24 protein-coding genes and 1 pseudogene are annotated in these 21129 nt (G+C 59.2%); 7 read left to right on the forward strand and 18 right to left on the reverse strand.

Going from position 1 to position 21129, the window contains the following annotated elements; genetic code table 11:
- Positions 1-73 precede the first annotated feature (73 nt).
- Positions 74-295, forward strand: a complete 222-nt coding sequence (locus J7U39_RS05590) for a DUF2798 domain-containing protein (protein WP_210630850.1) — start codon at positions 74-76, stop codon at positions 293-295.
- A 95-nt stretch (positions 296-390) separates the two neighbouring features.
- Here J7U39_RS05590 and J7U39_RS05595 read toward each other — a convergent pair whose 3' ends face one another.
- Positions 391-1305 (reverse strand): LysR family transcriptional regulator, encoded by a 915-nt coding sequence (locus J7U39_RS05595; protein WP_210630851.1) that lies wholly within the window; start codon positions 1303-1305, stop codon positions 391-393.
- A gap of 318 nt (positions 1306-1623) precedes the next feature.
- Here J7U39_RS05595 and J7U39_RS05600 point away from each other — a divergent pair, with 318 nt between their 5' ends.
- Entirely contained in the window at positions 1624-2592 is a 969-nt protein-coding gene (locus tag J7U39_RS05600) for a DMT family transporter (RefSeq protein ID WP_210630852.1), read from the forward strand.
- A 330-nt stretch (positions 2593-2922) separates the two neighbouring features.
- Here the strand turns inward: J7U39_RS05600 and J7U39_RS05605 are convergent, their stop codons facing one another.
- From J7U39_RS05605 to J7U39_RS05665, 13 genes are all read right to left on the reverse strand, one after another.
- Positions 2923-3567: a hypothetical protein gene (locus J7U39_RS05605; RefSeq protein WP_210630853.1), complete on the reverse strand. Its 645-nt coding sequence runs from the start codon at positions 3565-3567 to the stop codon at positions 2923-2925.
- A gap of 174 nt (positions 3568-3741) precedes the next feature.
- Positions 3742-4680, reverse strand: coding sequence for a sialate O-acetylesterase (locus J7U39_RS05610; protein ID WP_210630854.1), 939 nt, complete (start codon positions 4678-4680; stop codon positions 3742-3744).
- 423 nt (positions 4681-5103) lie between these two features.
- Entirely contained in the window at positions 5104-5442 is a 339-nt protein-coding gene (locus J7U39_RS05615; protein WP_210630855.1) for a hypothetical protein, read from the reverse strand.
- Between the two features lie 7 nt (positions 5443-5449).
- Positions 5450-6010 carry a hypothetical protein gene (locus tag J7U39_RS05620; protein ID WP_210630856.1) on the reverse strand — a complete coding sequence of 187 codons (561 nt, stop codon included), beginning with the start codon at positions 6008-6010 and terminating at the stop codon, positions 5450-5452.
- A 3-nt stretch (positions 6011-6013) separates the two neighbouring features.
- Complete coding sequence (locus J7U39_RS05625; RefSeq protein ID WP_247241719.1) at positions 6014-8371, reverse strand: SpoIIE family protein phosphatase; 2358 nt, start codon at positions 8369-8371, stop codon at positions 6014-6016.
- A complete protein-coding gene (locus tag J7U39_RS05630) occupies positions 8371-9543 on the reverse strand; it encodes a class I SAM-dependent methyltransferase (protein ID WP_210630858.1) in 1173 nt (390 codons plus the stop codon). Before J7U39_RS05630 ends, J7U39_RS05625 begins: the two co-directional genes overlap by 1 nt.
- Entirely contained in the window at positions 9540-10049 is a 510-nt protein-coding gene (locus J7U39_RS05635) for a hypothetical protein (protein WP_210630859.1), read from the reverse strand. Before J7U39_RS05635 ends, J7U39_RS05630 begins: the two co-directional genes overlap by 4 nt.
- A gap of 72 nt (positions 10050-10121) precedes the next feature.
- Positions 10122-11765, reverse strand: a complete 1644-nt coding sequence (locus J7U39_RS05640; RefSeq protein ID WP_210630860.1) for an EAL domain-containing protein — start codon at positions 11763-11765, stop codon at positions 10122-10124.
- A gap of 239 nt (positions 11766-12004) precedes the next feature.
- Positions 12005-12838, reverse strand: coding sequence for a sugar phosphate isomerase/epimerase (locus tag J7U39_RS05645; protein ID WP_210630861.1), 834 nt, complete (start codon positions 12836-12838; stop codon positions 12005-12007).
- Positions 12835-14040: an FAD-dependent oxidoreductase gene (locus J7U39_RS05650; RefSeq protein ID WP_210630862.1), complete on the reverse strand. Its 1206-nt coding sequence runs from the start codon at positions 14038-14040 to the stop codon at positions 12835-12837. Before J7U39_RS05650 ends, J7U39_RS05645 begins: the two co-directional genes overlap by 4 nt.
- A gap of 101 nt (positions 14041-14141) precedes the next feature.
- Positions 14142-14453, reverse strand: a complete 312-nt coding sequence (locus J7U39_RS05655; protein ID WP_210630863.1) for a MocE family 2Fe-2S type ferredoxin — start codon at positions 14451-14453, stop codon at positions 14142-14144.
- Positions 14450-15484, reverse strand: coding sequence for a sterol desaturase family protein (locus J7U39_RS05660; protein WP_210630864.1), 1035 nt, complete (start codon positions 15482-15484; stop codon positions 14450-14452). The genes J7U39_RS05655 and J7U39_RS05660 overlap by 4 nt, the downstream gene beginning before the upstream one ends.
- Before the next feature lie 169 nt (positions 15485-15653).
- The gene (locus tag J7U39_RS05665; RefSeq protein WP_210630865.1) at positions 15654-16655 is read right to left on the reverse strand and encodes a LacI family DNA-binding transcriptional regulator; all 1002 of its coding nucleotides are present in this window, start codon (positions 16653-16655) and stop codon (positions 15654-15656) included.
- Positions 16656-16923: 268 nt separating this feature from the next.
- Here J7U39_RS05665 and J7U39_RS05670 point away from each other — a divergent pair, with 268 nt between their 5' ends.
- The 3 genes from J7U39_RS05670 to J7U39_RS05680 all read left to right on the forward strand — a co-directional run bounded on the left by J7U39_RS05670 (position 16924) and on the right by J7U39_RS05680 (position 18643).
- On the forward strand, positions 16924-17616 hold the full coding sequence (locus tag J7U39_RS05670; RefSeq protein WP_210630866.1) for a type 1 glutamine amidotransferase domain-containing protein: 693 nt from the start codon (positions 16924-16926) through the stop codon (positions 17614-17616).
- 57 nt (positions 17617-17673) lie between these two features.
- A complete protein-coding gene (locus J7U39_RS05675) occupies positions 17674-18087 on the forward strand; it encodes a GFA family protein (protein ID WP_210630867.1) in 414 nt (137 codons plus the stop codon).
- A 112-nt stretch (positions 18088-18199) separates the two neighbouring features.
- Positions 18200-18643, forward strand: coding sequence for an SRPBCC family protein (locus tag J7U39_RS05680; protein WP_210630868.1), 444 nt, complete (start codon positions 18200-18202; stop codon positions 18641-18643).
- A 144-nt stretch (positions 18644-18787) separates the two neighbouring features.
- On the opposite strand, the gene J7U39_RS05685 is transcribed toward J7U39_RS05680, so the two are convergent.
- From J7U39_RS05685 to J7U39_RS05700, 4 genes and pseudogenes are all read right to left on the reverse strand, one after another.
- Positions 18788-19219: a hypothetical protein gene (locus J7U39_RS05685; RefSeq protein ID WP_247241751.1), complete on the reverse strand. Its 432-nt coding sequence runs from the start codon at positions 19217-19219 to the stop codon at positions 18788-18790.
- Positions 19196-19780: pseudogene (locus tag J7U39_RS05690) on the reverse strand (hypothetical protein); the annotation flags it as partial. The pseudogene J7U39_RS05690 and the gene J7U39_RS05685, both read right to left, overlap by 24 nt.
- 39 nt (positions 19781-19819) lie before the next feature.
- Positions 19820-19993, reverse strand: coding sequence for a hypothetical protein (locus J7U39_RS05695; RefSeq protein ID WP_097593426.1), 174 nt, complete (start codon positions 19991-19993; stop codon positions 19820-19822).
- A 98-nt stretch (positions 19994-20091) separates the two neighbouring features.
- Positions 20092-20460 (reverse strand): hypothetical protein, encoded by a 369-nt coding sequence (locus J7U39_RS05700; protein WP_210630869.1) that lies wholly within the window; start codon positions 20458-20460, stop codon positions 20092-20094.
- Between J7U39_RS05700 and J7U39_RS05705 the strand changes: the two genes are divergently transcribed.
- Both J7U39_RS05705 and J7U39_RS05710 read left to right on the forward strand, forming a co-directional pair.
- A complete protein-coding gene (locus tag J7U39_RS05705; protein ID WP_210630870.1) occupies positions 20453-20653 on the forward strand; it encodes a hypothetical protein in 201 nt (66 codons plus the stop codon). The genes J7U39_RS05700 and J7U39_RS05705 overlap by 8 nt on opposite strands.
- A gap of 1 nt (position 20654) precedes the next feature.
- Positions 20655-20864 (forward strand): hypothetical protein, encoded by a 210-nt coding sequence (locus J7U39_RS05710; protein WP_210630871.1) that lies wholly within the window; start codon positions 20655-20657, stop codon positions 20862-20864.
- Positions 20865-21129 lie beyond the last annotated feature (265 nt).

The following is a 21129-nucleotide window of genomic DNA, read 5'->3' on the forward strand; positions in this document are numbered from 1 at the left end:
GATCTTCGAAGTGCTAACCGGGATTGAGACCTGCCGAGGCGGTCTTGATCTCTCATCCAGCCAGGAGACGGACATGAACACGCTTTTCAAACGCAAGGTCGCCTTCGCCCTGTCGATGGGCATCGTAACGACAGGGATCATCTCTTTCACACTGCTCGCGCTCAATCTGGGTTTTTCCGAGGAATTCGTGCTGACGTGGCTGCGCTCGTGGAGCATCGCCTATCTCATCGTCATTCCCGCCATCCTGCTGATTGGCCCACACCTTCAGGCGCAGGTGGACCGCATCGTTCGCTGACGAATTGAGTCTCAGCGACCGCCATGACAATGACCATGCTTGGCGATTATCGGCACCTCCAGGATCGGGCGCGGACGGTCGGGGAAGTGCGCACTTCATTCCGGTGACGGCGCATCGCCATATCTGCTGCAGGCCGCGCGAAGCCGCGGCAGAATCCAGTCGATGAAGGCGCGCAGCTTGAGGGCAAGCAGGCCCTGACGGGAATAAACGATGTGGATCGGCTTGGGCCCGCCGTCATAGTCCTTCAAGATCTGCACGAGCATTCCCGAAGACAGCTCCTCGGGAACTTGATAGTCGAAGAGGCGGGCGATCCCGGCTCCATTGCACGCGGCGGCGACGCAGTTGGCCGCGGTGTTCACCTCGATCCGGCTCCGTGGCATCGCCTCGACCGGCTTCCCCTCGATCTCGAAATTCCAGAAGAAGGACCTGTCGTTGAACATGATGCCGTCGTGATCGGTGAGCTCGGTCGGATGCTGGGGCGTGCCATGCCGCTCCAGGTAGGCCGGGCTTGCGCAGGTCAACAGGCGGAACTCGCCGGCCTTGACCGCATAGAGCGAACTGTCGGCCAACTCGCCAAGTCGGATCGCGACGTCGACCTGTTCGTTGACCAGATGAACAGAGCGGTCGAGGGACAGAAGGCTCAAGGTCACTTCGGGATGCTTGTTCATGAAATCGAGCGCGATCGGCAGAACGTAGCGGTGGCCAAACTCGATCGGCATCGTGATGGTCAGCAGTCCCCGCGGCGTCTGATATTCGCCTGAGGCCCTGCGTTCGACCTCCTCGAGATCGGCAATGATCCTGCGCGCCGCATCGACATAGTCGCGACCGGCATCGGTGAGCTGCAGGTTGCGGCTTGTCCGGATGATGAGGTTTGCGCCGAGATATCGCTCCAGATCGGCAACCTTGCGGCTGACGCTCGGCAGCGGCGCGTTCAGCTTCCGGCTGCCCGCCGACAAGCTGCCGGCGTCAACCACTGCAAGCAGAACCCGCATTGCATCAAGCCGATCCATAACACCCCGACGAGTGAAAGCCTCGATCTTGAGGATATGGGAAATCGGTTCTGATGAACAGCAATGGCCGCGGGCGCACCCCTCATCATCACCCGGGTAGCCTCTTGTCGTTCAAACGGTCTCGCCGATGCGGAACCGCTTCACGATCCGGTGGATGAGCATTGAGAAGGTGGTTCTCAATTTCACCGGCTGCCGGCCAGGGCTCCCGGCCAGTACATTTCTCCCATCCGATCAAGGGTTTCGCTGACTGCCGATAGACACCGTCGGTGTCACGGAGATCAACGGCTCGGTGACGCAACTTCAGAAGGAGTAATCGTCATGGACAGAATCTTCTATGTTGGCGTGTCGGCCGCTCTCTTTGCGGCTTTTGCCTTTTCGCTCAACTTCATCGTGCCCTTGATCATCGGCGACTATTCCACCTTTGATTTCGCCCTCGTCCGTCATGGTGTCTCGGCGCTGGTCGGACTTTACATCCTGTTTTCCGAGAAGGGTGTCCTGCGCCACCTGACACCTCGCAACTGGCTGAATGCAATCTGGCTCGCTTTCATCGGATATGTCGGCTACTTCCTGACTGTGACGGGCGCGGCCGTCTTTGCCGGTCCGGTCATCGCTCCTGCCTTTCTCGGCCTGGTGCCGATCGTATTGATGGTCGTTGGTAACAAGCGTCAGGGATCATTGCCATGGCGATCTCTCATGATGCCTCTGGCGCTGGTGCTGGCCGGCCTTGCTCTCGTCAACGGCACGGCACTTACGACCGAAGGATTGAATTCGGTGCGATCATTTTGGGTTGGCGTGCCACTGGCGCTGGCCGCCGTGGGACTTTGGGTCTGGTTCGCTCTTGCCAATCAGGCTGCACTGGCGGCCCGGCCGGAAATGCCCTCCGGTGTGTGGGCTGCGTTGATATTGGTGGGAGGTGGCATCCTGATGCTGGCCTTCTACCCCTTCGGCGCCGCGCTGGACCTCTTCCGGCTTCCAACGCTGGGATTCGGTTGGAGTGCCGCCGGCAGCTTGTATGTTTGGGGCGCTTCTTTCGCGCTGCTGGCAACCGTAGGCGGCGTCTGGGCCTGGAACATTGCGTCGCGGAGCCTGCCGGTTGCCTTGGCTGCGCAATTGATCGTCTCGGAAACGGCCTTCGGTGTGATCGGTGGACTTGTCGTACATGCTCGTTGGCCGACCCCGATCGAAAGCGCTGGGATTGTCGTCCTCATCGCGGGCGTTGTTCTATCCGTGCGAATTTTCTGTGAATTTCGGTGTACATCAGGAAGGACATTGCTTGCGCAAGAGTGACATGCCGCACGCAAGACAAGTGATGGTCTAGGTCGTCCGGCGCTCGGGCCCGCTATCCGGGTGGGCTGGCGAACAGTAAGATGCTGAACTTGTGTGGCGCAGGATCATATCGGCGGAAGTGCAGGGGTGGGGTCCATCTCGGACTATGCGAACCATGTCTTCGCAGATCTGGCGGCAGACGCGGAATGACTGATAAGGAAGGCTTGGGCCGCCGGAAAATTGGCAAAAAAATAGAGCATTTCCGGACGCAAACAGAAACGGAAATGCTCTCGTAGTTCGGTGCGAAACTTACCAGAGTCGGCTTCGCACCTCTCACATCTCGCCATGTGGCTATTCGTCTGGCGCCGCCGACGCGGCGTTTTCCAGCGAGGTGCGGATTTGATCAATCTTGCCGTCGGCATCGCCAACCCCGAGAATGGTCTTGGCTTGATCCAGGACCGCCGGGCTGACCTGACCGGTTTTCGTTGCGGAAGCCAAAGCGTCCTCCAGCGCCTGATCGCCCAGCAGGGGATCGTCGGCCGCGGGCTCGATACCGTTGTCGATTTCATACTGGGCATAAGCCACGGCGTAGGCCGAGATGGCGGCCATGCGCGGGTCCGATGTGTTCATCAGCGCCCTGTAATTCCGTTTCAAGGAATTCAGGCCCGCAAGCTGTGCTGAAAGGTTCTTCTCCTTCTTGTTGGTGGCTGCGGTATCTGACTTGCCCGATTTGGACTTGCCCGATGCCTCTGACGATTTGCCTCTCACGGCTGACGAGTTGGAGTTGCCATGGTTTGAACCGCTGTCGTGGCCGCCACCGTTTCCGTGGCCGCCGCCATTACCGCCGCCGTTGCCACCACCATTGCCACCACCATTGCCGCCGCCGTTTCCGCCGTCCTTCGCCAGCGCGCTCATGTCGAGCCCCGCAATCGTTACCGGGCTTGCTGCAAGCGTCAGCGAAAGCACGGCCAGGGACGCTAAGGTTGCTTTCCGCATCGTTTTCCTCCGAATGAGACCACCAGATGGCGTGCAACTGCACGTCGAGATCTGACTTGAAGGATAGATTGCTATCGCGCGCTGCACATCGGACTGAGGTCCGGCGAAAGGCCCCGGCTATGGTCCTAAGGAAACATCCAAGCTCGCGAAGGCGCGCAAACGGTTCAGGGAAGATTATCGCGAGCTTTCCAGGTGGCTCTCGCCACGCAAAAGGTTCAGCCAGGCCTGCGACACTTTCTCCGCGCCTGAGCCCCCGATATGGCAATCGTCGTAGCGGTCGTCTCCATCGAGCAAGGCGTCAGAATTCGCGCCCTCTCGGATACCGTGGCCGCTTTTTGACAAGGCCAGTTGCGCCCGTACAATAGGATTGTCTGGAATATGTTCCTTGAAGCCGCCGTTGCTCGGTTCGAGGCATTTCGATGCGATCGAAATGTAAACGGGGGCTTCGACGCCGTGCTGACGCAATGTGTCAACCATCGACATGAAATGTTTCTGATAGGCCTCCGAAGTGGTGCCCAGAACGAGGTCCGCCTCTCCTTGCACCCAGAGGACGCTCGTTATTCTATAACCGGAATCCTGAAGCTGTTTCATTGTATCGATCAGCACAGGATTGAGGTCACCGCCTGTCGCCCATCGAGCGACCTCCGATCCGGAATATGCGAGTGGTGCGAGAATGACGCTGTCATTTTGTCCCGACCCGATCAATTTGTTCCCAAGAAGCGTCCAGTACTCCCCCTTGGTATTGGTCGATCCAAGAAGTGGCGACGCAGCGATGAAGCACCGTTTGTCAAAGGCGTTTACAACGCGAGCGCCATAATCCGACCGGTGCCGTTGTCCACCGTAGTTGGCCGCGTTCGATTGGCCAAGAATGAGTAGGACGGCAGTCCGATCAGTTTGAGTCGGGCAGGTCACAGCGGTTTTTGATTCATCTGCGATGAGTCGTTCCTTGTCGTCGAAAGTATAACGGCTTGAAGCCGCCGCCTTCTCTCCGGCAATCGTTTTCTTCAGCGCGGAAAGTTGTGGCCAGGGAAAGATCTCATGTCTCGCGCTCATGCCGCCGAGAACATAGATGGCGATCACGGCAACCAGGCCGATGGCCATTGTTTTGCGCATGTCGTTACCCTTTAAAGATCATCCGACGACATGGAGCCTACGGACCGACCAAGGCTGCTCCAGCCATGACGGTTCCTTTACACCAGCCGCATCTGCTTGCTCGGGCATGCTCTTCAAAAAGAGTTCGTCGCGAAGATCGAGCCCCAATCGATGACTATTTCGATGGAGTTGCCGAAAACCTGCCCTAGACTATAGTTCGGACCAGTGATTGCAATCATCCGGATGGGTGAAAGATCGTGCTATGCGGCATGAATTCCATGGAGCAAGTTCCCTTTGCTCGGCCATGGAAGGGTGGTCACAGATTGGCGCGGTGAGGTCAAACGTGGAGCGGAGCACCGGTCGTCATCCGAGATGCGGCATGCGGGCCTGCCGAGTTTGGCGAGACGCCAACCCCAATCTCCGTCGTCCTCGGCTCAAGGTCGATCACGCCAGGCGCAAGTCGAGCAGCGGGTGCAGCTTCTTCAGATTCGGGAGGGATTTTGCCTGCCACGGATGTTGATTGGTGCCTTTGACGATAAGCAGGAGGTCGCCCATCTTTCTGGCTTCGATGGTGAGCTTCGCCAGGAGGTTGATGCCCGAGGAATTCAGAAATTCGAGGCCCGTCAGGTTGAACGTCACCTGTTTGTGCCCTTCATGGAGAAGGCCTGTTATCATTGAATAGATCGGCGCATAGGCGTCCGGGCCTGCCAGGCGGAAGACGCCGTCGAAATACACCTCGTTTTTTTCCGCCCATACGCGGAAGTTTTCGTCGCTGATTTCCATTCTTCGCTCACAGATTGGAGGAGGGCGGCATCGCCACAGCTGCAGTCGTCGTCAGTATGATATGCTCGTCCTTATTCTCTTCGAATGTCCATGCCATTCTCGCATCGTAATCGCTCAAAAGGGTGAGCAGGCCCAAACCGGAACCGCTTTCCGGCGATATGGCGTTGGTTTCGATTTGCTCAAGAAGGAGTACGCCGGGTTCCTTCGATTGAAGGCGATGCAGGAGCTGCTGGAAGCGCGACGACGTCGCGCTGTCGATGGCATTCTTCACCCTGAGCAGAAAGCTTCCTTCGATTATGCCGGCTTCGATGAGGATCTCGCCAGGCTGTCGGAATTTGACTGCATTTTCGATCAGCTCGTTGCTGAGGTATCCAATATCATGATGCGCCTGCAGATAATCTTTCCTCGACCGGGAATAGGGCAGCGCCATGATCTTCGCTAGGAAGTCCGAAGTCATTCCCGAATGCTTCCATCTAAGCTGAAGCGGCCCATCGCTCAATGTCAGGCGAGCGCCAGAACCCAGGCTGATGTCCGCCAGAGATTCGATGCCATATATTTTGGGCGCCATGTCTCACCTATGCCGTACCGCGAGAAGCGTGATGTCGTCGTAGATTTTCTGCGATCCGATGAAGAGCATCAGCGCTGCAACAATTTCAGAAACGACTTTCTCAGCACTCTGACCTTTCAAGCGAAGTGCTTCCCTGCAGAGACGTTCGATGCCGAACAGCTCTCCCGCATCGTTTGCGGCTTCTGTCACGCCGTCGGTGTGCAGGAGTATGAGGTCGCCCTTCTCGAATGCTATTTCACGTGTTTTGATAAAGGTGGAAATATCGGCTTCCAATCCGATCGGTATACCGAGATCCATGGTGTCGATGCGTTGGATCTCACCGTTCGCCCGCACGATGACGACTTCCTCGTGCTGTCCCGACAAGATCATCTCCTTGCCGTCATAATCGAGAAAGGCCAGGGTGAGATGTTTGTCTATTCTGGTCCTGACTATGTTTTTGAATAGGGCACTGTTTAGATTCGCCAGAAATTTGACGGCGTCGGAGTTCCCCGCTTCCTGAAGAGCGCGGGCGACGGACTGGACCATCAGCATCAACACGCCGCTTTCGAGCCCGTGGCCGGTGACGTCGCCGATGCCGATCTTCAACCGTTTTCCGTTCTTCAAGACGTCGTAATAATCGCCGCCGACTTCTTCCGCAGGTCTCATATAGGCTGCGATCTCGATGTCCTGAAATTCCTCAAGCTCCTGTTGCAGCGGCAGAACCATCAGCTGGATTCTCTCGGCGACGGCGAGCTCCGTTCCCAGACGACGATTTTCCCGCTCGAGCTGCGCATTCAGCGTCGAAATCTCTTCCTTCTGATCTTCGATCTGGGCGGTTCGTTCTTCGACGAGTTGCTCGAGATTTTCGGTGTGATAGCTGATCTGCTCGGCCATCCGATTGAAAGCCTCACCGGCCGCGCCGACCTCGTCCTTGCTTGTTATTGCCACTCTGACTGAATAGTCCTGCGCCTGAATCCGCTTGGCGGCGCCGGCAAGTGCGCTGATCCCGCTCGTTATGCGTTTCGAAGCCGCAAACACCGCGATCGTCACGATGAGCAACGACATCAAGATCGCCAGGATCTGGTAGATCACGATGCGGTTGGTGGCCTCGGAAATCTTGGCCTGGGCGGCATAGAGGGAGGCGTCGATTTCCCGTTCCGGAACAACTACCCCAAGCAGCATTGCCTCCTGCCGAACCGGGCCGCTGGACCACAGGTTGGTCGCGGGCAGTTTCTTGACGATGACAATATAGGGAACCTGGTTGCCGTCCCGCTGCAGCAGCAGATGTTGAATGCCCTGTTCCCGGTCGAGAGCCAGTTTCGCTATCGCAGGCTGGGAGCTTCCTTTCAAGGAACGTTCCAGCCCGGTCACGCCGGTTCCGCTCGCATCGCTCGCGGAACGCAGACCGAGCGTCTCTTCGCCGGTGCTGTTGATCGCGACCACGTTTCCGTCGGACATTGCCAGAAATCCGAAGCCGGACTGGGCCACCTTCACGTTTTCAACCGTCTGGGCGAGCTGGTCGAGCGTGATATCGGCGCCGGCCGTCCCGGCGACATCCTTCCGATCGGCGGTCCAAAGCGGATGAAAGAAACTGACGATCAGCTTCCCGGTAATGGCATCGGTATAGGGAGCCGTTTGCGTGATGTCGTCCGCGACCGGTCGCGTCTTCATGTCCCTGGCCCAGCCTTGCCAGGACTCGTAAAGCCCGGGAAAAAAGAAGTTCCAGAAATCAGCCTCGTTGTGCCCGGGATAAAGGCGGTCGAAGGTCTGAGCCTGGTCGGTGTAGGGCGCTGTCCTGAAGATCGGTCGTTCCCTCGGTCCGATGTAATACATCTGCAGCTTTGACGCGCCGTGCTGCAGCAGGCTCGGCGCAACGAGATCGAGAACCGCGCTTGTCTCTATATCGCGCCTGATTTCGGATTTCGGCTGATGGTCCTGTCCGAGCAGGTAACCCCAGACGCTGACGACCGAAGCGGAGCCGGGCGCGTTCTGCGACCATTTCCCCTTCTCGTCGTAAGATAGACTGACGCTGTCCGGCGATGTGCGGGCGATTGCCGCGCCGACATCGGTATTGCGGGCGGGGTTGTCGATCTGCGCCTGCAGCACGCCTGCCAAAGTGTCGACGTCGTTGTGAACCTGGCGCAGGAGCAGGTTCACCTGGGCTGCGGTCGAATCGGCATAGGTGCGTATATATTCCTGGCTGGCGGCTTCGAGACCCTGGCCGACTTCGAGTGTCGCGTCACGCGACAGCCTCTGAACATTCCAAAGCGCCAGGCCACCGCTGACCAGCAAGTCGAAGAGAACGGCTCCACCGACGACCAGGATGAATTTCGCCCGAAACGAGGCCAGTCCTACCGTTCTTTTCGATAATCCTCCATCCATCACAGCGGCTTTCGACCAGAGGCTGCCCAGATCGGCCAGCCGGCATAACCTTTGGGGTGAAGAGCGGCAAAGACGTGATCCTTGAATCCTTGCCGGAATCTGCGAATGAAATCCGGCGAGTCGCCGCGGCGGACGGCCATCTCACCGGCATAGACATTTTCCCAGGCCTCGATGATGTCTGCGAAGTCCTGGGGATCGCCGTCAAGGTTCGTGACCATGAAGCAGTCGACCTGGATGTTATCGAATCCGGCGTTGAGCAGGAGGTGGCGGCTTTTCGGCCCCATCTCGACATCCATGTCGAAGTGCCTGAACAATTTCGCCACTTCCTCGTAGGTCCATCTGATCGAGTCGGCATGCGGCTCACCCAGACAATGCGAGTTCTTTTCGTTGGTGATGTAGACACGGCCGCCGGGCTTGCAGATGCGATAAAGCTCACGCAAGAGCATTTCGGGGCGGTCGAAAATCTGCAGCGAGTGCCGGCAGGTTACGAAATCGAATTGATTGTCTCGAAGCAGCATCTGAGACGCATCGCCATAGGTGTACTCGATGCCTTCCAGGCCGAACTCGGCAGCGACCTTGCGGGCATAATCGAGACTGCGCACCGAGTGGTCTAGTGCGACAAGGCGCGTCGGCTTGAATTCCCGTTGAACCAGAGCTGCGAAATCACCAATGCCGCAGCAGATATCGGCCATGGCGAGACTGCTGCGCAGACCGTGGCGCGGCAAGAGTTCGCGTTCGTGCCTCCATGTCATCTTCGTCTGCGTGCGCAGAATGGGAATGAAGCTCTCGTCCTCGACGAAGCTTTGCCCCGGATAGAATGCCGAATCATAGACCTCGACCGACAGGTTTGGCTGCGATGCTGCCAGCATCTCGAAGAGCGAGGCAGACCATGCCATCACGCTCGACGTAATAATCTTGATCTCCCGTTCCGGCCGAGCTCGGCAGCCTGCTGCCAGGACATCGGCCAGAGCGGCGAAGGCTGTCATGTTGATGTGGGTGAGGCGTTTGACGTTGAGATAAACGATGCCGCTATATCTTTCCAAACTCTGCCGCACCAGCTCGAGAGCTTCGCCAATCTCGGCGGCGCTTTCCGGCCGCATTTTGCCAGACAGCACGAGCTCCTGATTTGTCGGATCAGACCGTACTGTGAAGGGCAGGGGAAGAAGGTTCATTGGAAGTCCTCGGCCGAGGGGAAATCCGCAACGATTTCGATCCCATCGACATCATCTTTCTCGATGCGGATCGCGGCGCCGAATATTGTTGTCAAACTGTTGAGCAAAGCCGTTCTATCAGACCTTGCGACCAAGTGACCGGACCCGCTGTCGAGGGGCTGTGTTTTCCCTGATGATCTTGGCTTTGTGTGCTTGTGGGCAACTTCTTCCTCGTAAGGAAACGTAATTCTCAGCCGATTGAATGTCGCGCTGCGATAGAGGCTGAAACTTATCCTTCCCCGCTTGTCCGTCGCGCGGAAGGCAAATTCGATGAGCTCGTTCGCCGCGACCGAAAGAAAGTTGGAGTAGCGAGCGGGATCACTGTGGCCCTGGCCGAGAATGTCGGAGATATATTCCGCTATCTCATCGCAAAATTGCCATTGAGATTTGAACATCGCGATATTCATCTCAAGCGATACCATCGGCGAAAATGCCGGATCGTCGAAGCGGGATGCTTCCTCTTCCAATATACCCTCCAATCGTCCGTCTGGAGCGTCAGATCTGCGTGGTCTAAATGCACGGCGAAAATCGGCGCGTGGTCAAGCTTGCTTTTTGGATCCTTCTGCCCGGGTAATGAATTCCTCAATGGCCTCGACCGGAAGTGGCCTGCTCACCAAATAGCCCTGAAGCCTGTCGCAGCCCACGCTGCGCAACCATTCCGCCTGACCGGGCGTCTCAACCCCCTCGGCCGTCACCTGCATGTCGAGGTCATGTGCGAGGTTCACGACACAGCGGACGATTGCCTGACTTTTCACATCGGTTTCGAGATCGGTAATAAAGTACTTGTCGATTTTGATCGTGTCGAAAGGGAATGTCTTGAGATAGCTCAGGGAAGAATATTCCGTGCCGAAATCATCCAGTGAAATCCGCAGGCCCAACACGTTAAGGGTATTCAGAGTGTCGATGTTGTTGACGGTCCGCTCGAGCAGCACGCTTTCGGTTATTTCGAGCTCCAGACGCTCGGGCTGAAGTCCGACCAAGTCCAGCGTCTGGGAAATCCGGTCGGTGAGACCGCTTGTCAAGAATTCAGCCACCGACAAATTGACGGCGACTATGTAGTTATCAGGCCACTTCTTCGCCTCGCGGCATGCCTGCCCCAAAACCCACGCGCCTATCTCTGGCATCATTCCATCCGCCTCGGCCATCGGAATGAATGCCGCCGGTGGTATTTTTCCAAGCAGAGGGTGGTGCCACCGCAGCAATGCTTCGAAACCGACAATGCAGCCGTGCTCGGCGATGGGCTGGTATTCGACATAGAACTGCTGTTGGTCGAGCGCCGTGCGCAGGCTGCGGCGCAGCAGTTCCCGCTGCTCCAGCAATTCGAGCATTGTTGGGTCATAGGCTTTAGCCCGACCACGCCCTTCTTTCTTGGCGGCGTAGAGTGCGAGGTCGGAAGCCTTCATCAGCTGTTCCGGACTCGTGCCGTCCGGCGGAGCGGTGGATATGCCGATGCTGGTGCCGACAAAGACCGCAATGCCGTCTATCGCGAAGGGCTTTTTGAACGCAGCAACCAGATCTTCGGCCAGGCGATGGGCTTTGGCGGGATGTCCCCCGCCGACGGAAATCACCGTGAATTCGTCGCCGGCCAGTCGATAGGCTCTGTCATCGCTGGAGAGGCAGGCTTGAATACGCTTTGCAGCCGATTGAAGAAGCTTGTCGCCCGCGGCATGCCCGAGCGTGTCGTTGACGGGTTTGAAGTCGTCAAGGTCGAGTTGCATCAATGATAGAGTTTCGCTCGTGCCTGCGATCTCCTGCAACAGCGCGGTCAGGTCCTCGCTGAATTGGCGCCGGTTCGGCAGTCCAGTCAATGGATCGTGGGTGGCGAGATGCAAAAGGGTTGCGCGTTCGTCGTCAACCTGCTCCTCGGATCGGACCACGGCAAACAGATCACCGATCCGATAGATCGTCAGGTCATGTGATCCGCCGAGTGCGTCTGTTATTCGCAAAGGCTGGGCGCTGTCACCCAGTGAACGGAAAGCGAGCATGACTGCCGATTTGTCCAGCTCCGGAAAATGCTCCCAGAAGGAGGCGGCTGGTTTGACGGAAGCGGGCAGCGCATTGCCAAGCAAATTTTCAACGGGATTGAAATCGCGATCAAAGAACAAAAGCCGGTCGACCAGGCCCCCCGAATCGATTGTCTCCGGTTTTTCGAGGGCCAAGCTGGCAGCAGGAATTTTCCGCATGTCGGAGGCTCTCCCTGATTGAATGCCCTACCAGATATTATAGCAACTTAACTACCGCACAACTTGTGCACGTTAAGAAATACATTAGGCAATTCTGATTAACAATCCCCAACCTCCGCCAACGCGTTCACGGGCTGTGGACGCATCTGCAGTGTTCTGACCGGTTGTTTGCCGCCGCCTTGGAAGCGGTGCCTGGGGGCTGACGAAAGAACGACTTGCCGCGCGATTGTTCCGGCGGCTCAGGCAATGGCAGTCCACAGTTCGCGCACCATCTGGCGCAGCGCCAGTGATTCGGCCCATCTGTCCGTCGAGTCGTTGCCGTCTCTGCCGGTGATGGCATAGGGCTTGGGCCCTAATTCGCAGGTAAAGACCAGCTCGGCATCATCGGCTGCACGTGATCGCCAATGGCGAAAGCCGTAGTCCCACCACTGCAGGAAGAGATCAACCCACGGCCGGTGATGCGGGAAGGAAATTTCGATCTGCACCTGTTCGCGTGAAGCGACGCGGCCGTGAAATGCATGGGCATTCTGCAGGATGCGCCTGACATGCGCGTGATTTTCCTCATCGACCGGAAAGGCGAATTCGCGCCCGACCAGGAAATGCGAAAGATCGGCCAGCAACGGCAGATCGGGGCGTCGATCGAGCAGATCGAGCGTGAAGAACAGGTCCGTCGTCATCCTGTCGCGATGGGTTTCGATGAATACCGGGATACCCGCATCTTCGGCGAGCCGCATCCAGCCATCGAGAATCGGCAGGCAATCCTCGATCCGGCGGGGGCGGATATCGGGCTGCAGATTGATGTGGCTGACCGGAAAGGCCGCGGCAAGTTCCAGCGGCAGACGCAAATCCTCGACGCAGCGGGGGAAGCAGACTGCCTCGATCTTCAAGCCGGTGCCTCGGATGGCCTGGTTGAGGCGGATGACATCGCCGCGGTTTGTATAGTGCGCACTGATGCCGTCGAAGCCCGCCTCGCAGATCTCAGCGATATTGTCGTCGAGGCTGGGCTCGAACCCGTCCGTGTGCCGGCGCTCCATGGCCCAGAGCGACTGGAAGATCAGGAGCTTCTGCATCACGCGGCCCGCGCGCTTTTCAGAAGGGTCTTGAGGTTCACGCCCGGGTCGGCCAATGCCGCAGGTTCGGGACTGATACAAGCGGCGATCAGCATTTCGGCAAGTTTGATATGCTTGGCCAGGCCGTTGCCGATGCCGAGACCCGCGGCGGCTACCAATTGCCCGTCATCGAGATAGAATTCGAGCTCTCCCTCCGCTGCCGATCGCCGGACGCTCTGATGTCCGGGCAGCGGCTGCCCCGCCACCTGGAGGCCGAGATCGTACTGGTCGGACCAAAACCAGGGAATGGCGGCAAAAGTCTCGGCGGCGCCGACCATGTTCCTTGCTGCGGTCTCGGCCTGCATTCTGGCATTCCGCCAGCTTTCAAAGCGGATGTGTCCTCCGCCAGCTTGAGCCACCGCCGCGCAATCGCCCGCGGCAAATATGTTCGGCGCGCTGGTGCGAAGGCATGCGTCCGTCAGAATTCCGTTGCCCGTGGCCAGTCCCGATGCTTCCGCCAAGGTCATTTCAGGCTGGACCCCGATGGCGCTGACGACGAGGTCAGCGGACAGGATGGTGCCATCGCTCAAGACGACACTATCGTTACCGATTTCCGCAACGCTCCGATCAAAGTGGAAGCGCACGCCTTCGGTGGCATGCCGGGCATGCAGCTTGTCGGCAAAACGGGCAGGGACGGCGCGGCCCAAAGGTTTCGGCGCGGCCTCGATCACATCGACCGCAACGTCCTTTGCACGAAGGACCGATGCGAGTTCCATCCCGATCAGACCTGCGCCGATGATCGCGACGCGCCGGCCGGGCGCAACCTTGGAGAAGATCGCTTCGGCGTCGGCGTGGGTGCGAAAGTCGAGCGCGCGTTCTGCGCCGGCACAGGCAAGCCGCCTCGGCCGTGCGCCGGTGGTCAGCAGCAGTTTTTCGTAACCCAATAGCTGACCATGGCTCAAGCTTACGGTTGCGGCGACGGGATCCAGCTTGGAGACCGAGCAGCCCTTGAGATAGGTGATGCCGGCCGCCTCAAGCGCTTCTTTCGCGCAGATCAGCTTCATCTGCACCGTGTCGTCGACGATTTTCGACAGAGGTGGCCGTTCATAGGGCAGATGAGGCTCGGCTCCGACCAGCGTGACTGCTCCGCAATAACCCGCCTCGCGCAGGGCGAAGGCCGCCCGGGTTCCGGACTCGCCCGCACCAATGATGACCATACCGTTCATAGCATTCTCCGACAGCAAGAGCAGCCGGCGCTCGTGACGAGGAGACGCCGGCCGGCGAGGTTCAGTTCTTCTTGGCGTATTCCGCCATGTTCTTTGGCCACTTAACCGAGGGCCACGCGCACCTCTCCGTCGACCACCTCCGCCGGATAGGTCTTCAGATTCTCGCAAGCCGGCAGCCTCAGCGCTTCACCCGTGCGGTAGTCGAAGGCGCCGGAATGCTTCGGACATTCCACCTCGAAATCCAAGACCAGTCCGTCGGCGAGGTGAATCGCCTCGTGGGTGCAGAGCCCGGCGGTGCAGTAGACGCTGTCATCCGGGCCACGGTAGATCGCGTAGGTGCGTCCGCCATGGTCGAAACGGATGGCGCCTTCCTGTTCGATGTCGTCAAGTCTGCCAGCTGAAACCCAGGTCATTCGGCGGCTCCTTCGGCTTCCAGGCGAGCCTTGCGGGCTGCGAGCCTTTCCTTGCGCCTGCGGTAGCGTTCCTGCATCTGCACTTCGCCTTCGGGCGAGCCGTCGTGCCAGGTGCCGAACCACTTATCGAGCGGGATCAGGGCATCGCCGTAGTTCACCTCGAAATATTTGTGGTGGAGGTAATGCGCATAGGCGTGACTATCGATCAGCCTGTCCTTGCCGACCTCGACCTTGTCAAAGCCGACATGGCCGGGAATTGCCCCGAAGCCGGCATAGTGCAGTTGATAGAGCATGATGACCGGGTTGGAGGGCAGGATCAGGTGGTAAAACGCCGTTCCGAAATAGAGCAGATGCTCGACTGGGTGCATCGACAGCGACGACCAGGGGGAGGGGTTGACGGAATTGTGGTGGACCGAATGCACCCACTTATAGAGAAAGGGCGTGTGGATGAGCCGGTGAATGCAGAAGAAGTGGAACTCGTGAATGATCGGAACGACGAGCGCGACGAGCGCCAGCGTCCAGGGGTTTTCGGCAAGGCCGAGCCACGGCGCATAGCCGTTGGCATAGGCCCAGAGCATGCCGACCTCGATGGCGGTCCAGATCACGACGCCCGAAAGGAAAGTGCGCAGAATATTGTCAAGGTTCTGGCTTTGGAACCAGAAAGCATTGTTTTTCTGGTCGGCGGGGAACTTGCCATTGTACTTGAAGCGGTTTTCCTGGCGCTTCAGAACATAAAGATGCAGTTCAAAGGCTCCATAGAACAGGAATACGCAGATCGCATTCACGGCGAATAGCCACGCTATCCAGCCGAAGCTCAGCGTCTGCATCGTGGCGACCGGGGGAATGATCCAGGCCCAATAGGCGAGCGCAGACACCGCAAAAATCAGGTTCCAGGGAAGGAAGTAGTGCGGCAGCCATTTCAGGATTGCCGTCAGTTGCGGGGGGAAGACGAAAAGCGGCGCGGTTTCGACCGGGTGGTTCGGCGCCCAGTCGCCGCGCTTGTTACGCTTGCCGAAGTTCAGATCATCCATTGGCATCTCCTCCGGGCGCCTGATGTCTCCGTGCCCGCACTCTTTTTTGGTAAAGGAGAGCGCCCCGTGCGCCTTGATCCGATGCGGCTTCTTGCGCGCCGGATCTTCTCCTGACGCGAAAGTAGCAGGGGGCGTTACGAACACCGAAGCCTTCTTTGATCTAATTAGATCAAAGTCCTTCCTTAGTGATGGTGATGAAGCGGATCGGGGTCCGGTCCGGCTCGATATCGGTCAAGCCAATACGGCGCAGGATGTGGTCGAGCGCCCGCCGCGCTTGGGCTTCCGGCGCCTGATCCAGCACGACATCCATGATGCCGTCCTTCAGGGCCGCGCGGGTATAGTCCGTCAATTCATGTCCGACGAAGAACACGTTGCCGCCGCTCGGATGGCGGCGCAGCACTTCGATCAGGGCGGAATTGGCGCCGCCGGCATTGTAGAGGCCGGCAAGGCCGGGATACATCTCCAGAGCCGACCACAAGAGATCGGCGCTGGCGCGCTCTTCATCGCCGCCGAAGCCCAGCCATTCGAAATTGGAGGCGCCGGGATGGTCGCGAAAATAATCCGAAAAGCCGCGAATCCGGTCGCGGTGCACCTGATAGATGGGATGGCAGATCGCAACGACAGGGCCGGTTCGAAGGGCCATTCGGCTGATATAGAGCGCAGCCGTCCGGCCCGCGGCAGTATTGTCGATGCCGACGAACTCGCCGACGCGCTCGGAAGCGCGGGTGACGACGTGGACTACCGGCAGGCCTTGCGAATTTACCTTTTCCACCGCGGCGCTGATCAAGGGGCTGCTCGGCACGGCAAGGATCAAGCCGGCACGTGAAAGGTCGGTGGAGAGGATGCGCCGCGCAATCGCCTCCGGATTCATCTCGTCGGTGAAACTGCGGTGCACAACCACCAACGGATCAAGGGTCGCAGCAATCCTTTCGAAGGCGTGGGAAAGGCGACGATAGAAGCTCGTTTCCGGGCGAACCATCAGCACTTCTATCCTGAGCAGGCCGCGATGGGTGTCGGGAAGCTTGCGCGGATAGTCCAGGTGCCGCGCGGCGGATATGACCTTCTCGACCAGTTCCGGCCGAACGCCCCCGCGTCCGTTCAGGACCCGCTCGACCGTGGCCGTTCCAACGCCCGCGTGGCGGGCAATATCCCGATAATTCGGCTTGATCACTTTCCAGATCCTTCGGATGCCAATGCAGTGCGGCCGATCCTATGGGCGATTTGTCCTTCTTCATACACCCAGGCCCCGAAACGCACAGGCACGCTTTTGCGTGGCACGCTATCCGAGCGCCGGCAGCGCTGGCCGATGGCGGAAGGCTTGTGTCGCGGGTGCAGCCGATCTATGCTTTCTCTCATTCAGCATGAGATTGCAGGCAGTCATCACCGTTAAACCGGACGCGGGGAGCTTTGTCCGCCGGCCGGATCGAAGGAGCTGAGCAATGAAAATTCTCATGGTTCTCACATCACATGATCAGCTGGGAAATACCGGCAAGAAAACGGGCTTCTGGCTTGAGGAGCTCGCGGCCCCTTACTTCGTCTTCCGTGACGCCGGGGCGGAGGTCGTGCTCGCGTCGCCGAAAGGGGGCCAGCCTCCGCTCGATCCGAAGAGCAATGAGCCGGCGTTTCAGACGGACGACACGAGGCGATTTGAAAAGGACCCGACCGCGACGGCTGCGCTTGCCAACACGTTGAGGCTGTCCGACATCGATCAGGCCGATTATGACACTGTGTTCTTCCCCGGGGGCCATGGCCCGCTTTGGGACCTGACGAACGACCGCAATGCGCACACGCTGATCGAGGAGATGCTTGCGGCGGGAAAGCCGCTGGCGCTCGTCTGTCACGCACCGGGAATCCTGACCAATGTAACGGCGCCGGACGGCGGGCCGATCGCGAAGGGGCGCACGGTGACCGGCTTTACCAATTCCGAGGAGGCCGCCGTGCACCTCGTCGAGGTCGTGCCCTATCTGCTCGAAGACGTGCTGAGGGAGCAGGGGGCGAAGTTTTCGGCGACTGAGGACTGGGCCGTGCATGTCGTCCAGGACGGGCTGCTGATCACCGGACAGAACCCGGCCTCGTCGAAGCAGGCCGCACGGCTGCTGCTCAACGCGCTGGGCGAGCAGGCTGCAGCCTGAAACGCGGGAGGCGGGGGCGCGCCCGCCCATCTGCAACATCGGATGAAAGGGCCTGGTATGAGCAGGAAATATACGGGGAAATGTGCCTGCGGCGCGATACAGTTCGGCTTCGATACAGATCCGACCTTCGTTGCAGACTGCCATTGCCTGGATTGCAAGAAAGCCTCAGGCGGCGAGGCCGCCACTTTCTTTGCCGTGCCGCAGGACGATTTCGCCCTGACCGTCGGCAGTCCGAAAGCGTTTCATTACGTCGCCGATTCCGGCAGGGGCCTCGACCGTAACTTCTGCCCCGAATGCGGCGCGCGGTTGTTCAGCAGCAATCTCGAAAGTTTTCCCGGCCTCGTCTTCGTCACCCTTGGCAGCCTGGATCGGCCCGAACTGATACAGCCCGGCGTCGAGATGTTCACCAAACGCCGGCTGGCTTGGGCAACGCCCCTCCACCTTCCGCAGTTCGAAGGCATGCCGAGCTGATGGCCGCGCGACCGGGCATGATTTTTTGAAGAAAAGATCGAACCCGTGTCGGATGGGCGATGGTTTATCCGTCCTTAGCTCGTTCATTCCGTCCACCCAAAGGATCACGACCATGCCAAGCACCATACGCCTGCACCGCGTTTTCGCCACCAGCCCGGAGAAGGTCTATCGCGCCTTCGTCGAGGCCGATGCGCTCGCCAAATGGCTTCCGCCGAACGGGTTCCTCTGCACCGTGCATCACCTGGAACCAGCGGTCGGCGGCACCTTCAGAATGTCGTTCCGCAATTTCACGACCGGCAATAGCCACGCCTTTGGCGGTGAATTTCTTGAACTCGTCCCGGGCGAACGCGTTCGTTATACGGACAAGTTCGACGACCCGAACCTGCCGGGCGAGATGGAGGTCACCGTAACGCTTAAGAAAGTCTCGGTCGGCACCGAAGTGGACATCACCCAGGCCGGCGTGCCCGACGTCATCCCGCCCGAAGCCTGCTATCTCGGCTGGCAGGAGTCGTTACGCAATCTTGCCCGGGTCATCGAGCCTGACATCAACGAATAATGCAATTGCTGCTCGAGACTTGAAGAGCCGCGCCGCCGCTTGCCGCCTCTCCGCCCGTCATTCCGCAAATATTCTATGGAGCGGGGGCGGAAGGTGGAAGTTGCAGAGACTGTGGGGGCGGTCGGCCGCAATCGGCCGAAGTTGCTAACCGTAATCCGCGCTTTGCTTGATTGAGCCGATCGTCTCGCGTGCGGGAAGCAGCGAAGACAGCCAGAGGGAATAGGTCAGGGATATACCCGTCGACCACAGGACCATCGGCAGTGTCACCACCTCGGAGATCAGTTTGGCCAGTTCCGGCGGATCGATCTCCCAGGAGAACAACGCCACCCGCGGCTCCGGCTGACGGGTCTCCAGGCTTGCTTTCTGCATGTCTTCGAGCACGGACGCAGTGGCGGCTTGTTCGCCTGCTAACGGGTTCTGAACTGAAACGATGGCGGTCTTACCATTATTTTTGGCTTTGCCGGACATTTGGAGCTCCTTGTTTGGCTTCGTTGTAGAAAGCCGATCCGGAGCGAGAAGTTTCATGACATGTCGATGAAATGATCGGCTCTGAAGCCTGATCCCGCGCTTCGCCAGCGCTTGGCGCGCCGCCGTCGCTCCCCAGTCCTCGTCGGGGTTGCGGCCTTCGATCTCAGCTTCGGCGACCGGCGTCGCGCGGATCAGCGGCACGGAGCCGAAGGGCAAGCCGTCGATGCGGCTGGTGTCGCAGCTCAGGATGATGCGGGTCAGCGGCGCGTAATCCTCCGTCAGCCGGCAGAAGAGGATGGCGCCGTGCTTTTCGACGTCCCGGGCAACGCGGTGGCCGTCGGCGACGAGATCGCCGAGACTGATCAGGAGATTTGCCCAGTTTGCCGTTCCGGTTCAATTCAGCGTCGCAGGATCGAATTCCATGAAGAGCTCGCATTCGACACCATTCTCAGGCTCGGAAATGCCCGCCCAGGGAGTGGAGAGGCCGTCGGTAGCGAGGATGAGCTTTTCCGGCGCATCGACGGCGAGGACGCGGCGGTGCGGACCGAACCATTTCGTCTGGTTATGGACGTTGGCCGTTTCGCGTTCGGCAGCGAAGCCCTCCCGCATGCCGCCGCGGGTCTGCCAGAAGACGCGCCGCGCGGTTGCGGCCGCCTCATAGGCCGGGTCGCCGCGCCCACTGCAAACGCGAAGGAAAGGCGCCCCGTCTCAATTGCTCCCATCGTTCGGCCTTGCCTTGGCGCTGTCGTTGGTGGTGTCCGACGCTGTTTTTCCGTCTGGTTGCTGGCCGAAATAGGTGCCGCCGAGGTGGCCGCCGGCGCTGGTGTTCTTGACTTGCTGTTCGGCGCGTTTCTGAAGTTCACGAACGTTGGTCTTGCTCATGTTCGGCTCCTTTTTCGAGGTTCACGACCTTTCACCAACCGATGGGGGCCGACACAGTTCCATATTTTCCGGGAACCCTTCGTCCGGCCGCTGGTTCCTCAGACATGAGATTCCTTGCCGTCATCATTGGCGCCTGCCGCCCACCTTCTCTCGCTCCCAAACAAGATCGGGATGGGGAAGGCGATTATTATGTCGCTCAGCGGGCCTGTGCCGGATGGTGGATCGTCGGCCTCATGCTGCCGCTCGCTTTTCTCGCGAATATCGGCAATGCCGCGGCCCTCAGAGCCGATGGACCGGCCATGACGCTGTCGATCTCTGCCGCCGTGCTGATCGTGGTCAACATCGTCATCTTTATGATCTTCACCCGACCGGCCAATGCGGCGACGAAGAACTGGACGGTGCTGCCGGAACACCTCGCGATCTTTCCGGTTTTCCCTACTCAACCAAGGAGAAACGACGATGGGCATGACGACCCCCAAGGACGGCGCCCCCGGCACGACCGACCAATCCCCCCGCTGGGAAGGGCCGAAGGGCAATAGACCGCGCGGCTATCTCAAAGCCAAGGACGATCCGAACAAAAATCTCGACGCCAATGGCGAAAACAATCGCGATCCGGAAATGAACGACATTTCCGACGCGATGAAGCAGAAAGGCGAATGACATGGCCAATCCCGAAAAAGACGCAGCCGGCCAGTTCGCCAAATCCCGGGCCGACCGCAAAGCCAGCGGTGTGGTGAGCGCCAAGCCGACCGTAATCACCGGCTCCGAGGACGCCACGGTGAATAAGCGCCCGCCCGGCAAGAAGAAGCCCGAGAAGGACTGGGACATCAATTACGATCCCACCGACATGAACGAGGGGCGGATGCGCTGAGATGGTGGTGCGCCTGCCTCGTCCTTCGAAACCCTGCGGGGCGTCTCAGGATGAGGCTCTCTTGGGCGGCGCACTCTCTCTCCTGACGTGCATCCCCCAGCGCCGCGGCGTTCCCAACGCTCGTTATCCTGAGGTGCGTAGGCCGAAGGCCGGAGCCTCGAAGTACGCGCTCCAACATCGTTTCTTGCATCCATTCTCTGTCAGCGCACCCGGGTCACCTCAGGATGGCTCTCGTGGGCAGTTGGCGCGGTATCTCCCCCTCAGG

Origin of the sequence: Rhizobium sp. NLR16a, assembly GCF_017948245.1 — a bacterium.
In the GTDB taxonomy this organism is placed as follows: Bacteria; Pseudomonadota; Alphaproteobacteria; order Rhizobiales; family Rhizobiaceae; genus Rhizobium.